Here is a 13,978-nt window from a genome sequence, read left to right as displayed (position 1 = left end):
CGGGGCTCTGCTCCGCCTACCCGTAAGGGGCGCGGGCCGGGGGTCCGGTCAGGGGGTGAACGTGCCGCCGAACTCCGGCAGGACGACCGGCGAGGCGGTCGACGGCACGGTGGCGGTGCCGCGCAGCAGGACGGCCGTCGGGACGCCGCCCACGCCGAGGTCGGCCCGGCCGTCCCGGGTCAGGTCGCGCAGCCGGACGCTGTAGCCGAAGGAGGTGAAGGAGTCGGCGGGGCCGGCCACGGTCGCCGGGACCCAGGAGGAGCGGGCGCCGGACAGGCCGCCGGAGCCGCCGCGGAAGAGGTGGACGCCGCCCTGGTCCTCATAGGCGCCGGCGTCCTCGTGCGGCACACCGACCGCGAGGTCCGCGTAGCCGTTGCCGTCGGCGTCGGCCGCGGAGAGGGCGTAACCGAAGTTGTCGCCGGCCTCGGGGCTGCCGGAGACGCCGGAGGTGGCCTGCGTGAAGGTGGCCGCACCGCTCGGGCCGGCGGAGGTGCCGCGCCAGACGGTGACCGCGCCCTTGCCGCCCGACTGGTCGGGCAGGCCGAAGGCGATGTCCCCGTAGCCGTTCTTGTCGAAGTCGCCGATGGCGGCGTCGGTGACCTCGGTGCCGAAGGTCTTGGAGGCGCCCGAGGCGAGGCCGCTGGAGGTGCCCTTGAGGAACCAGGCGCGGTGGCGCGACTGGGAGCCGGAGAACTCGGTGCCGAGGACGACGAGGTCCGTTTTGCCGTCGCCGGTGACCTTGCCGGCGGCCAGGCCGTGCGAGTACCAGCCCGCCGACTTGTCGATCTTGCTGACGGTGCCCTTGGAGCCGGACTTGGTGAACGCGCCCCGGTACAGCCACGCCTCCTCGCCGCCGATGACCGCGAGGTCGGGGGAGCCGTCGCCGGTGAAGTCGCCGGTGGCCAGGTCGCGGCCGAAGGAGCTGTTGGAGCCCTTCGCGCCGGACGCCGGGGGGAGGTCGGTGCCGCCGGACAGGCCGGAGCGGGAGCCCCAGACGATGGTGACCGAGCCGCGGTACTCCTGCTTGCCGACGTGCTCGCTCGGGTTGCCGACGACCAGGTCGGCGTACCCGTCCTTGTTGAGGTCGGCGGTGGCCAGCGCGGCACCCCACTGGTCGTCGTCCTCGCCCGCGCCGGGGATGCCGGGGCTGTCCTGGTGGAGGAACTTCGGGTGGGCGGTGTCCGGGCCCTTGGCGGTGCCGTAGACGACGGTGACGGTGCCGCCGGTGCGGTCGACGTCGTTGTTGCCGCCGTAGGCGAGGTCGCGGTAGCCGTCGCCGTTGAAGTCGTCGTAGTGCTTGGCGACGGCCGCGGAGGCGGGCGCGGTGAGGACGAGCGGGGTGAGGGCCGTCGCCGCGACGGTGGCGGCGAGGGCGGCGGTGCGCAGGCGCATGGGACTCCGTAGGGGCGGGTGGGCGGACGGCCGTGCGGGCCGGTGATCACAAGACCGACGCCGGGGGCGGAGGGTTGTACGCGCCGGGAGGAGAAATGGGGGGGGAGGGAGCGGATACGTCGGCGCCCCCGGACCCGTACGGGAACCCGGGGGCGCCGCGGCGCGCGGCAGGGCTTACTTCACCGGCTCCGGCTCCGGCGCGTTCTCCGTCTCCGGCTCGCCCGTCGGGTCGGCCGGGGTCTTGACGGAGTCGAGGAGCAACTGGGCGACGTCGACGACCTGGATGGACTCCTTGGCCTTGCCGTCGTTCTTCTTGCCGTTGACCGAGTCCGTGAGCATGACCAGGCAGAACGGGCAGGCGGTGGAGACGATGTCCGGGTTGACGGAGAGGGCCTCGTCGACGCGCTCGTTGTTGATGCGCTTGCCGATCCGCTCCTCCATCCACATCCGGGCGCCGCCCGCGCCGCAGCAGAAGCCGCGCTCCTTGTGGCGGTGCATCTCCTCGTTGCGGATGCCGGGGACGCTGGCGATGATCTCGCGCGGGGGCGTGTAGATCTTGTTGTGGCGGCCCAGGTAGCACGGGTCGTGGTACGTGATGATGCCCTCGACCGGGGTGACCGGGGTGAGCCGGCCCTCGTCGACGAGGTGCTGGAGCAACTGGGTGTGGTGGATGACCTCGTAGTCGCCGCCGAGCTGCGGGTACTCGTTGCCGAGGGTGTTCAGGCAGTGCGGGCAGGTGGCGACGATCTTCTTGGCCGACTTCGGCTTCGCGGACTCGGGGGTGACCTTGCCGTCCTCGTCCATCTCCTCGCCGAACGCGGCGTTGAGGGACATGACGTTCTCCATGCCGAGTTCCTGGAAGAGCGGCTCGTTGCCCAGCCGCCGCGCCGAGTCACCGGTGCACTTCTCGTCGCCGCCCATGATGGCGAACTTCACGCCCGCGATGTGCAGCAGCTCGGCGAACGCCTTGGTGGTCTTCTTCGCCCGGTCCTCCAGGGCGCCGGCGCAGCCGACCCAGTACAGGTACTCGACCTCGCTGAGGTCCTCGATGTCCTTGCCGACGACCGGGACCTCGAAGTCCAGCTCCTTGGTCCACTCCAGGCGCTGCTTCTTGGCCAGGCCCCAGGGGTTGCCCTTCTTCTCCAGGTTCTTGAGCATGGTGCCCGCCTCGGACGGGAACGCCGACTCGATCATCACCTGGTAGCGGCGCATGTCGACGATGTGGTCGACGTGCTCGATGTCCACCGGGCACTGCTCGACGCAGGCGCCGCAGGTGGTGCAGGACCACAGCACGTCCGGGTCGATGACGCCGTTCTCCTCGGCGGTGCCGATCAGCGGGCGCTCGGCCTCGGCCAGCGCCGCGGCGGGGACGTCCTTCAGGGCCTCCTCGGACGCCTTCTCCTCGCCCTCCATCGTCTTGCCGCCGCCGGCCAGCAGGTAGGGGGCCTTGGCGTGCGCGTGGTCGCGCAGGGACATGATCAGGAGCTTGGGGGAGAGCGGCTTGCCGGTGTTCCAGGCGGGGCACTGCGACTGGCAGCGGCCGCACTCGGTGCAGGTGGAGAAGTCGAGCAGGCCCTTCCAGGAGAAGTGCTCGACCTGGGAGACGCCGAAGACGTCGTCCTCGCCGGGGTCGGCGAAGTCGATCGGCTTGCCGCCCGAGGTCATCGGCGGCAGGGCGCCCAGGGAGGTCTCGCCGGTGGCGTTGCGCTTGAACCAGATGTTCGGGAAGGCCAGGAAGCGGTGCCAGGCCACGCCCATGTCGGTCTTCAGCGCGACGGTGATCATCCAGATGAAGGAGGTCGCGATCTTCAGGCCGGCGAAGAAGTAGACCAGGTTCTGGAGGGTGGAGTGGTCGAAGCCGGCCAGCCAGGAGACGACCGGGTACGAGATGAAGAACGACGCCTCGTAGCCGTCGACGTGGTGCAGGGCGCCCTCGAGGGCGTGCAGCATGAAGATGCAGACGCCGACGACGAGGATGACGGTCTCGACGAAGTACGCCTGGCCGAAGTTGGAGCCGGCGAAGCGGGACTTGCGGCCCGGCTTGCGCGGGTGGGAGAGCTGCCGGATGACGATCAGGACCAGGATGCCGAGGACCGTCATGGTGCCGATGAACTCGACGAACACGTTGTACGGCGCCCAGTCGCCGATGACGGGGAGGATCCAGTCGGCCTGGAAGAGCTGTCCGATCGCGTTGACGATCGTCAGCAGCAGGGAGAAGAAGCCCACCGCCACGAACCAGTGCGCGACGCCGATGACGCCCCAGCGGTTCATCCGGGTGTGGCCGAGGAACTCCCGGGCCACGGTGAGGGTGCGCTGCGCGGGCCGGTCGGTCCGGGTGCCGGCCGGTACGGGCTGGCCCAGGCGCATGTGGTTGACGATCTGCAGGACAGCGCGTGCGAACAGTGCCACGCCGACCACGATCAGGACCAGCGACACGATGATCGCGGCGAGTTGCATGAGGGGGCTCCTCGGGCCTGCGAGGTTTCGAGGGTGTTATTACTGAGCGGTAGCTTATGCAGTCCGTCTGAGACTACCCCTATCCTCCGTCGCACTGTAGTCGCACGTGCGGTGATCTGCGTCGCTGAGGCAACCCTGACCACGAGGGCCCGGCGGGGTCCGGCGGGGCCCGGCGCCACGCCCGGCCGTACCGGACATTCATCGCACATCGTGATATTCGGCTTAGCTTGGAGCCGTGCTCTACGGGATCTGCGCCGCCACCGCCGCCTACCTCCTCGCCGCCCTGCTCGCCTCGCTGCTGAGGGTCCCCGCACTGCGCCTGGGGGCCGTCGAGCGGCGCCGGCGGCGGCCCCCCGTCCCGCTGCTCGGCGGGCTCGCCGTCGTCCTGGCCACCGCGCTGGTGGCCGGCGCCGGGGAGTGGACCGGAGTGGTCCGGCTCGGCCCGGCCGTCGGCGGACTGCTCGTCGCCGGGGTCTCGGTCGCCGCGCTGGGGCTGGCCGCCGACGTGTGGCACCTGCGCCGGCGGTGGGTCCTGGCCGGTACGGCGGTGGCGGCGGCCTGCGTGGTGCCGTACCAGGAGACGGGCGCCGCGGCCGGGGCGCTGGCGGTGCTGTGGATCACGGCGGTCGCCGGGGCCTTCCGGGGGCTGGACCACGCCGACGGGGTGGCCGGGTCGGTGGGGGTGGTGACCGCCTTCGGGGCCGGGGCGTGCGCGGCGGCGGAGGTGATGGACGGGCTGGCGGTGCTGCTGAGTGCGCTGGCCGCCGCGCTCGCCGGGTTCCTGCTGCACAACTGGCCGCCCGCGCGGATCGGGCTCGGGGCGTGCGGGGCGCTGTTCACCGGCTTCCTGCTGGCCTCGGCGGCGCTGTTCGCCTGCGCGGGGCGCGGGCCGGGGGCCGGCGCGGGGACGCTGCTGGCGCTCACCGCGGTGGTCGCGGCCGACGCGGTCCTGGTCGTGCTGTCGCGCCGGATCGCCGGGCGGCCCCCGCTGCGCGGCGGGCCCGACCACCTCGTCCACCGGCTGCGCCGCCTCGGGCTGACCGCACGCGGCGCGGCCCTGCTGACCACGGCGGCGGCGTTCGCCGGGGTGCTGGTCGGGGTACTCGTCCACACCGGCCGACTGGGACCGGCCGCCGCGCTCTGGGTGGCCGGCGCGGTCGCGGCCGGGGTGCTCGGGCTGACGCGCGTACGGGTGTACGAGCCCCGGCGGGGCAGCCGGGACGGGGGCCGAGCGGGCCGTGGAGCGGTACGGCAGGCGTTGGATTTTCCGGTGCGGCAGACCCGGCGGCGGGCATCTTCGCAGGTCAGAGAGCCGTTGCGCGTAAGGAACGGATAAGAGTTGAGTCCGGCTGACTCAGGTCTGTTGACCCAGGGCATGCCGTCGTGCACACTTGAGCCTGTTCCACTCAAGTCAGTTGGAGGAATCAACCATGGCACGTGCGGTCGGCATCGACCTGGGCACGACTAACTCCGTCGTCAGCGTTCTGGAGGGCGGCGAGCCCACCGTCATCACCAACGCCGAGGGCGCCAGGACCACGCCGTCCGTCGTCGCCTTCGCGAAGAACGGTGAGGTGCTGGTCGGCGAGGTCGCCAAGCGCCAGGCGGTCACGAACGTCGACAGGACCATCCGGTCGGTCAAGCGCCACATGGGCACCGACTGGAAGATCAACCTGGACGGCAAGGACTTCAACCCCCAGCAGATCAGCGCCTTCGTGCTGCAGAAGCTGAAGCGGGACGCCGAGGCGTACCTGGGCGAGAAGGTCACCGACGCGGTGATCACCGTTCCGGCGTACTTCAACGACGCCGAGCGCCAGGCCACCAAGGAGGCCGGCGAGATCGCGGGTCTGAACGTCCTGCGCATCGTCAACGAGCCGACCGCCGCCGCGCTGGCGTACGGCCTCGACAAGGACGACCAGACGATCCTCGTCTTCGACCTCGGTGGCGGCACCTTCGACGTCTCGCTGCTGGAGATCGGCGACGGCGTCGTCGAGGTGAAGGCCACCAACGGTGACAACCACCTCGGTGGTGACGACTGGGACCAGCGCGTCGTCGACTACCTGGTCAAGCAGTTCCAGTCCGGTCACGGCGTGGACCTCAGCAAGGACAAGATGGCGCTCCAGCGCCTGCGCGAGGCCGCCGAGAAGGCGAAGATCGAGCTGTCCTCGTCCACCGAGACCTCGATCAACCTGCCCTACATCACGGCCTCCGCCGAGGGCCCGCTGCACCTGGACGAGAAGCTCACCCGCGCCCAGTTCCAGCAGCTCACCGCCGACCTCCTGGAGCGCTGCAAGACGCCGTTCCACAACGTCATCAAGGACGCCGGCATCCAGCTCAGCGAGATCGACCACGTCGTTCTCGTCGGTGGCTCCACCCGTATGCCCGCCGTCGCCGAACTGGTCAAGGAACTGACCGGCGGCAAGGAGGCCAACAAGGGTGTGAACCCGGACGAGGTCGTCGCCATCGGCGCCTCCCTCCAGGCCGGTGTCCTCAAGGGCGAGGTCAAGGACGTCCTGCTGCTCGACGTCACCCCGCTGTCCCTCGGCATCGAGACCAAGGGCGGCATCATGACCAAGCTGATCGAGCGGAACACCACGATCCCGACCAAGCGGTCCGAGATCTTCACCACCGCCGAGGACAACCAGCCCTCCGTGCAGATCCAGGTCTACCAGGGCGAGCGCGAGATCGCGGCGTACAACAAGAAGCTCGGCATGTTCGAGCTGACCGGTCTGCCGCCGGCGCCCCGCGGCGTCCCGCAGATCGAGGTCTCCTTCGACATCGACGCCAACGGCATCATGCACGTGACCGCGAAGGACCTGGGCACGGGCAAGGAGCAGAAGATGACCGTCACCGGCGGTTCCTCGCTGCCGAAGGACGAGGTCGACCGGATGCGCCAGGAGGCCGAGCAGTACGCGGAGGAGGACCACCGCCGCCGCGAGGCCGCCGAGACCCGCAACCAGGGCGAGCAGCTCGTCTACCAGACGGAGAAGTTCCTCAAGGACAACGAGGACAAGGTCCCCGGTGACGTCAAGACCGAGGTCGAGACGGCCGTCGCCGAGCTGAAGGAGAAGCTCAAGGGCGAGGACACCACCGAGATCCGCACCGCCACCGAGAAGGTCGCCGCCGTCTCGCAGAAGCTGGGCCAGGCCCTGTACGCCGACGCCCAGGGCGCGCAGGCGGCCGGCGGCGAGGCCCCGGGTGCCGCGGCCGGCGCCGGTGACAAGGCCGACGACGACGTGGTGGACGCCGAGATCGTCGACGACGAGCGCAAGGACGGTGCCGCGTGACGGAGGAGACCCCGGGTTTTGAGGAGAAGCCCGACGTCCCCTCCGGCGCCAACACCGACGACGCCGAGCCGCAGGCCGCTTCCCCCTCCCCGGAGGCGGAGGCGGCCCCGGCCGGGGACGCGAGCCAGGACGCGGGTCTGGTGGCCCAGTTGGACCAGGCACGCTCCGCGCTCACCGAGCGCACGGCGGACCTCCAGCGGCTCCAGGCCGAGTACCAGAACTACCGCCGCCGGGTCGAGCGGGACCGGGCCGCGGTCAAGGAGATCGCGGTCGCGAACCTGCTGACCGAGCTGCTCCCGGTGCTCGACGACATCGGCCGCGCCCGGGAACACGGCGAGCTGGTCGGCGGGTTCAAGTCCGTCGCGGAGTCGCTGGAGACCGTCGCGGCCAAGATGGGCCTGCAGCAGTTCGGCAAGGAGGGCGAGCCCTTCGACCCGACGATCCACGAGGCCCTGATGCACAGTTACGCGCCGGACGTCACCGAGACGACCTGCGTGGCGATCCTGCAGCCCGGGTACCGGTTCGGCGAACGCACCATCCGCCCCGCGCGGGTGGCCGTGGCCGAGCCCCAACCGGGGGCGCAGACCGTCAAGCCGGCCGAGGAGAGCGGCGGCGAAGCGGCGGCCGACGACAAGGAGAGCGGTGGCCCGGACGAGGGCTGACCTGGTGAACGGTAGGAAGGAGGGACGTCGGGGATGAGCACCAAGGACTTCATCGAGAAGGACTACTACAAGGTCCTCGGCGTCCCCAAGGACGCCACCGAGGCCGAGATCAAGAAGGCGTACCGGAAGCTCGCCCGCGAGTTCCACCCGGACGCCAACAAGGGCAACGCCAAGGCGGAGGAGCGGTTCAAGGAGATCTCCGAGGCGAACGACGTCCTCGGCGACCCCAAGAAGCGCAAGGAGTACGACGACGCCCGCGCGCTGTTCGGCAACGGGGGGTTCCGCCCCGGGCCGGGCGCGGGCGGCGGCACCTTCAACTTCGACCTGGGCGACCTGTTCGGCGGCGGCGCGCCGGGCGGCGGCCAGGGGGCCGGCGGCTTCGGCGGCGGGCTCGGTGACGTCTTCGGGGGCCTGTTCAACCGCGGCGGCGCCGGGTCGCGGACCCAGCCCAGGCGCGGCCAGGACGTCGAGTCCGAGGTCACGCTGAGCTTCACCGAGGCCATCGAGGGCTCGACGGTGCCGCTGCGGATGTCCTCGCAGTCGCCCTGCAAGGCGTGCTCGGGCACCGGCGACAAGAACGGCACGCCGCGGGTCTGCCCGACCTGCGTCGGCACCGGGCAGGTGGCGCGCGGCTCGGGCGGCGGTTTCTCGCTGACCGACCCGTGCCCGGACTGCAAGGGCCGGGGCCTGATCGCCGAGGAGCCCTGCGAGGTCTGCAAGGGCTCCGGACGCGCCAAGTCCTCGCGGACGATGCAGGTCCGCATCCCCGCCGGGGTGCAGGACGGCCAGCGCATCCGGCTGCGCGGCAAGGGCGCGCCGGGCGAGCGGGGCGGCCCGGCGGGCGACCTGTACGTGGTGGTGCACGTCAAGGAGCACCCCGTCTTCGGCCGCAAGGGCGACAACCTCACCATCACCGTGCCGGTGACGTACGCCGAGGCGGCGCTCGGCGGCGAGGTGCGGGTCCCGACGCTGGGCGGGCCGCCCGTCACGCTGAAGCTGCCGGCCGGCACGCCCAACGGGCGGACCATGCGGGCCCGCGGCAAGGGCGCGGTCCGCAAGGACGGCACCCGCGGCGACCTGCTGGTCACCGTGGAGGTGAGTGTTCCGAAGGACCTGTCGGGGAAGGCTCGTGACGCGCTGGAGGCGTATCGCGAGGCGACCGCGGGGGAGGACCCGCGGGCGGAGCTGTTCCAGGCCGCGAAGGGAGCTTGATGAGATGGACGGCCGTCGACGCAACCCGTATGAACTGACCGAGGACACCCCGGTCTACGTCATCTCGGTGGCGGCCCAGCTCTCCGGCCTGCACCCGCAGACCCTGCGCCAGTACGACCGGCTCGGCCTGGTCTCCCCGGACCGCACGGCCGGCCGGGGCCGGCGCTACTCGGCCCGGGACATCGAACTGCTCCGCCAGGTGCAGCAGTTGTCCCAGGACGAGGGCATCAACCTGGCCGGGATCAAACGCATCATCGAACTGGAGAACCAGGTCGCCGCCCTGCAGTCCCGGGTGGCGGAGCTGGAGGCCGCGCTCGACGGCGCGGCGGCCGCGATGCGCCAGCGGGAGGCGGCGGTGCACGCCTCGTACCGGCGTGACCTGGTGCCCTACCAGGAGGTCCAGCAGACCAGCGCGCTGGTGGTGTGGCGGCCCAAGCGGCAGCAGACGTCGGACTGACGGAAGGTCAGCGACCGGGCGGGGCCCGGTGGTCCGGAGACGGACCGCCGGGCCCCGCGCGCATGACCGCCCGGTGCGCGGGATGTGAAGGGGTCCTGGAGGCGGTTCCGCTCCGTCTTCACGCCGATCGCGGAGCGTGCTGTTGCCATCTCGTTAAGTGGTTCCGCTTGACGCCGTAGTGCGCTGACGCGTTGGCTTTTCAGTCACCTGGGTCGCAATGCGGCCCCCGCGTCCGGAAGACACCAGAAGTGAGCTGCTGTATGCGTCGTATCGCCATATCCGTGGCCGCGTCCACGATGACCCTCTCACTGGCGGCCTGTGGTGCGCTGGGGGCGTCGAGCAGCAGTGACGGCGCGAGCCCGACCAAGGGCAACGACCTGACGGTGGGTCTGCTGCTGCCGGAGAAGGACAACACGCGCTACGAGCAGTTCGACGCCCCGATCTTCACCAAGAAGATCGCCTCGCTCACCAAGAACGAGGGCAAGGTCACCTACGCCAACGCCGAGGCGAGCGCGGGCAAGCAGGAGGAACAGCTCCAGCGGATGATCGACGACAAGGTCGACGTGATCGTGCTGGACGCGGTGGACTCGCACGCCATCGCGGGCGGCGTCCGGAAGGCCAAGGACGCGGGCATCCCGGTCATCGCCTACGACCGGCTGGCCGAGGGCCCGATCGACGCGTACATCTCCTTCGACAACGAACTGGTCGGCGAGGTCCAGGGCCGCACCCTGCTGGACGCCCTCGGCAGCGACTCCGCCGCCGCCCAGATCGTGATGATGAACGGTTCGCCGACCGACCCCAACGCCAAGCAGTTCAAGGCCGGCGCGCTGGCCGAGCTGTCCGGCAACGTGAAGATCGGCGCCCAGTACGACACCAAGGACTGGAAGCCGGAGAACGCCAAGGCCAACATGGCCGAGGCGATCGGCAAGCTGGGCGCGGACAACATCGACGCGGTCTACTCCGCCAACGACGGCATGGCGGGCGGCGTCATCGACGCCCTGAAGGCGGCCGGTGTCACCGACCTGCCCCCCGTCACCGGGCAGGACGCGGACCTCGCGGCGGTGCAGCGGATCGTCGCGGGCGAGCAGTTCATGAGCGTCTACAAGTCCTACCCGCAGGAGGCGGAGAGCGCCGCCGAGATGGCCGTGGCCCGGGTGCAGGGCCGGGACATCCAGTTCGACGCGCTCACCGGCGACAAGGTCGACAGCCCCACCGACAAGGACATTCCCGCCCAGTTGGTCTCGGTGACCGCGCTGACCAAGGACAACATCAAGGAGACCGTCATCGCCGACGGCATCCACAAGGTGTCCGACATCTGCACCGCCAAGTACCAGGCGGACTGCGCGAAGATCGGCCTCAGCGGCTGACCCGGCGTCCCGAGCCGTGTTGCGGACCCGGTCCCGGCCGCGCATAGTTGCGCTGCACGAGACGCGTTACGCGGGGGTGGGACGGGCGATGGCCGGGCACGGGACGGAGGAGCATCCGCACGGTGCCGACCGGCTGTGTGCGGCCGGGGACCGGGTGTACTCGCGGGCGGTGCGGCGCGGCCGGGTGCCGCGCCGGGACGCCGAGCCGGTGCCGTGCCTGCTCGAACTCGCCCTGCTGCACCCCGATCCGGACGACATGGACTGGCTGGTGCCGACCCCGCCGCAGGAGGTCATGACCCATCTGCTGCGCGGGGTCTACGAGGAGGTCAGCGCCAGCCGGCTGCGGGTGGGCGCGGCGGTGGCGGCCGTCGAGCGGTACGCGGGGCTGGGCGGGCCGCGGCGGCAGGCCCCGGCGTCCGGGGAGGGCACCGCGATCCGGGTGCTGGACGGACTGGCCCGCATCCAGGCCGCGATGGACGAGGCGACCGAGGCGTGCACCACCGAGGTGCTCACCGTGCAGCCGGGCGGCATCCGGCGCGAGCACGAGCTGTCCGAGGGCCTGCACCGGGCGCTGGCGCTGCGCGGGCGCGGGGTGCGGATGCGGGACCTGTACACCCATGTCGCCCGGCACGGGCAGGGGCTGCTCAACTACCTGGAGCTGATGGGCGACGCGGTCGAGGCGCGCACCCTGGACGAGGTGATCGACCGGCTGATCCTGTTCGACCGCACGGTGGCGTTCGTGCCCGCCAACGCCGAGCGCACCATGGCGCTGGAGCTGCGGCACCCGGCGCTGGTCGGGTACCTGGTGACCGTCTTCGAGCGGCTGTGGCGGCTCGCGATCCCGCTGGCCGCGCCGCTGCCCGACACCGGCATCGAGGGCATCTCGCACCGGGAGCGGTCCATCGCGGCGCTGCTGGCGGAGGGCCACCAGGACGCGGTGATCGCCGAGCGGCTGGGGATCAGCGTGCGGACCTGCCGGGCGCACATCGCGAAGCTGTCGGAGACGCTGGGCGCGGCCAGCCGGACCCAGTTGGGCGTGCGGATCGCGCAGGCGGGCCTGGACGGGCCGCCGGTCAGGCTTCCCGGTCGAGAATTCCCGACCGCGCGATGAGGTAGCCGAGCTGGGCGCGGCTCTCGCTGCCGAGGGTGGCGGCGAGCTTGGCGATGTGCTCGCGGGCGGTGCGTACGTTCATGCCGAGGCGGTCGGCGATCACGGCGTCGGTGTGGCCCTCGACCAGGAGGGCGGCGATGGCCCGCTGGCGGGCGGTGACGCCGCCCAGCGTGGGCTGCCGTACCGCCCGGGGGTGCATGGGGGTGGCCAGCCGCCAGAACCGTTCGAAGGTGGTGGCGAGGTAGGAGATCAGCGCCGGGTGGCGGACCTCCAGGGCCATCGTGCGCTCGGCGTTGGCGGGGACGAAGGCGGCGGTGCGGTCGATCAGCACCAGCCGCTCGGTGATCTCGTCCAGGGTGCGTGCCTGTACGTCGCCGGTGAGCCGTTCGTAGCGGGCCAGGACGGTGGGGGCGTACCGCAGGGTGTGCTGGTACAGGGTGCGGATCCGGCCACCGCGGTCGAGGAACTCCTGGTCGCGGCGGATCGCGGGTTCGTGCACATGCGGCGGCGGGCCGATGTGGCTGCCGTACGGCTGGATGGTGAGCAGTTCCTCGCGGGCCTCGGCCAGCACCTCGGCGATGGCCCGGTCGATGCGCTCCTTGCCGCTGAGCACGCCGAGCGCCGGGGTGCCGCCGGCGGCCGGGTGGCCCCGGGCGCCGCGCAGCAGCGGGGCGAAGGTCTCGGCCAGCTTCTCCTCGCGCCGGCGCTCCTCGGCGATGCGCTGCCCGGAGGCGCGCAGCAGCTTGTGCAGGGCCAGGGCGGGCGGTACGGGCTCCCAGAGGTGCGGGGCGTCCAGGGCGGGGCCGAGCAGCCCCAGATCGAGCAGACAGGGCGCCTGGGCGGTCTCCTCGGCGCCCAGGCGGCCCTCGGCCAGGGCGCGGGCGTACAGCAGGCTCCCGGCGGCGCAGAGGTCCTCGACGCCGTGCTCCCGGTGGGGCGGGGGCGTGGTCATGGGGCGGCTCCCTTGTCGAGGATTCCCGACTGGGCGATGAGGTAGCCCAACTGGGCGCGGCTGCCGCTGCCCAGGGCCTGGGCGAGCTTGGCTATGTGGGCGCGGCAGGTGCGGACGTTCATGCCGAGGCGCCGGGCGATGGCCTCGTCGACGTGGCCCTCGACCAGGAGCTTGGCGATGGAGTGCTGGATCTCGGTGATGCCGTCGGGGGCGGTCTCGTAGGGGGCGCCGGTGCTCAGCGGGACGGCGCGGGCCCACATGAACTCGAAGACCTTGATCAGGTACCGGACGACGCCGGGGTGGCGCAGCTCCAGGGCGACCTGGCGGTCGTCGCGGGTGGGGATGAAGGCGACCGTCTCGTCGCAGATGATCAGGCGCTCGACCAGTTCGTCGATGGTGCGGTACTCGACCTTGCCCTCGGAGAACTGGGAGACGTACCCCAGGGTCTCCGGGCTGTAGCGGGCGGTGTGCTGGTAGAGCGTCCTGATCCGGACCCCGCGGTCGATCAGCGGGCGGTCGCGTTCCAGGCCCTGCAGGAGGGTGTGTTCCAGACGGCGGCTGCTGGGCTGGACGGTGAGCATCTCCGAGCGGCACTCGGCGGTGGCCAGGTCCAGGGCGGAGTTGATGCGGTCCAGGCCCTCCAGGACGGATATGGAGTGGGTCCGGGAGGTGACCTGGGCGCTGAGCGCCATGAACGGCTCGAACGCTTCGGCCATCGCGATGGACAGCCGCCGGCGCTCGGCTATCTCGCGCTCGATGGGGTTGAGCCGCTGGGCCAGCGCGACCGACGGGGGCACCGGGCGCAGCCAGCTCGGGTCGTCCGGGTCGGGGTGGAGCAGGTCGAACTCCATCAGGCAGGGGGCGGGCTCGGCGTCCTCGCGGGCGATCCGCCCGGCCCGCAGAGCGGTCGCGTAGAGGCGGCTGCCCTCCTCGCACAGTTCGGACATCGCATGGGGATGTGACGTTTTAGTCAGATTCGTTGGCAAATCTCCACCCCCCAGGGTCCTGAACATGCAGGAACATGATGCACCGATTGTGTGGCCATGACGTGCCCGAATGAGCCATCGTCTTGTTCGACGGGGGA

Annotated in this window: 11 protein-coding genes; 7 read left to right on the top strand and 4 right to left on the bottom strand. The window is 71.4% G+C overall.

The genetic code is table 11. The features are described from left to right. Nucleotides 1-48: 48 nt before the first annotated feature. Nucleotides 49-1,392 carry an FG-GAP and VCBS repeat-containing protein gene (locus tag IE316_RS05440; RefSeq protein ID WP_190202971.1) on the bottom strand — a complete coding sequence of 448 codons (1,344 nt, stop codon included), beginning with the start codon at nucleotides 1,390-1,392 and terminating at the stop codon, nucleotides 49-51. Nucleotides 1,393-1,566: 174 nt separating this feature from the next. Then, the gene (locus tag IE316_RS05435; RefSeq protein WP_190202970.1) at nucleotides 1,567-3,849 is read right to left on the bottom strand and encodes a heterodisulfide reductase-related iron-sulfur binding cluster; all 2,283 of its coding nucleotides are present in this window, start codon (nucleotides 3,847-3,849) and stop codon (nucleotides 1,567-1,569) included. Between the two features lie 235 nt (nucleotides 3,850-4,084). Here IE316_RS05435 and IE316_RS05430 point away from each other — a divergent pair, with 235 nt between their 5' ends. The 7 genes from IE316_RS05430 to IE316_RS05400 all read left to right on the top strand — a co-directional run bounded on the left by IE316_RS05430 (nucleotide 4,085) and on the right by IE316_RS05400 (nucleotide 11,942). Continuing rightward, nucleotides 4,085-5,185: an MraY family glycosyltransferase gene (locus tag IE316_RS05430; protein ID WP_190202969.1), complete on the top strand. Its 1,101-nt coding sequence runs from the start codon at nucleotides 4,085-4,087 to the stop codon at nucleotides 5,183-5,185. A 94-nt stretch (nucleotides 5,186-5,279) separates the two neighbouring features. Then, entirely contained in the window at nucleotides 5,280-7,133 is a 1,854-nt protein-coding gene (dnaK, locus tag IE316_RS05425) for a molecular chaperone DnaK (RefSeq protein WP_190202968.1), read from the top strand. Next, the gene (grpE, locus tag IE316_RS05420; protein ID WP_190202967.1) at nucleotides 7,130-7,795 is read left to right on the top strand and encodes a nucleotide exchange factor GrpE; all 666 of its coding nucleotides are present in this window, start codon (nucleotides 7,130-7,132) and stop codon (nucleotides 7,793-7,795) included. Before dnaK ends, grpE begins: the two co-directional genes overlap by 4 nt. Before the next feature lie 33 nt (nucleotides 7,796-7,828). After that, a complete protein-coding gene (dnaJ, locus tag IE316_RS05415) occupies nucleotides 7,829-9,007 on the top strand; it encodes a molecular chaperone DnaJ (protein ID WP_190202966.1) in 1,179 nt (392 codons plus the stop codon). Between the two features lie 4 nt (nucleotides 9,008-9,011). After that, entirely contained in the window at nucleotides 9,012-9,464 is a 453-nt protein-coding gene (locus IE316_RS05410; protein ID WP_190202965.1) for a heat shock protein transcriptional repressor HspR, read from the top strand. A gap of 260 nt (nucleotides 9,465-9,724) precedes the next feature. Further along, nucleotides 9,725-10,831, top strand: coding sequence for a sugar ABC transporter substrate-binding protein (locus tag IE316_RS05405; protein ID WP_190202964.1), 1,107 nt, complete (start codon nucleotides 9,725-9,727; stop codon nucleotides 10,829-10,831). An 88-nt stretch (nucleotides 10,832-10,919) separates the two neighbouring features. Beyond that, nucleotides 10,920-11,942, top strand: coding sequence for a helix-turn-helix transcriptional regulator (locus tag IE316_RS05400; protein WP_190202963.1), 1,023 nt, complete (start codon nucleotides 10,920-10,922; stop codon nucleotides 11,940-11,942). Here IE316_RS05400 and IE316_RS05395 read toward each other — a convergent pair. Together IE316_RS05395 and IE316_RS05390 are read right to left on the bottom strand one after the other, a co-directional pair. Beyond that, complete coding sequence (locus IE316_RS05395) at nucleotides 11,905-12,894, bottom strand: helix-turn-helix transcriptional regulator (protein WP_190202962.1); 990 nt, start codon at nucleotides 12,892-12,894, stop codon at nucleotides 11,905-11,907. The two genes, IE316_RS05400 and IE316_RS05395, sit on opposite strands and share 38 nt — an antisense overlap. Next, entirely contained in the window at nucleotides 12,891-13,841 is a 951-nt protein-coding gene (locus IE316_RS05390) for a helix-turn-helix domain-containing protein (RefSeq protein WP_190202961.1), read from the bottom strand. The genes IE316_RS05395 and IE316_RS05390 overlap by 4 nt, the downstream gene beginning before the upstream one ends. Between the last annotated feature and the right edge of the window lie 137 nt (nucleotides 13,842-13,978).

It is taken from the genome of Streptomyces fumanus (genome assembly GCF_014655295.1).
In the GTDB taxonomy this organism is placed as follows: Bacteria; Actinomycetota; Actinomycetes; order Streptomycetales; family Streptomycetaceae; genus Streptomyces; species Streptomyces fumanus.
The sequence above is the reverse complement of the archived record's forward strand: the minus strand, read 5'-3'. Positions and strand labels throughout refer to the sequence as shown.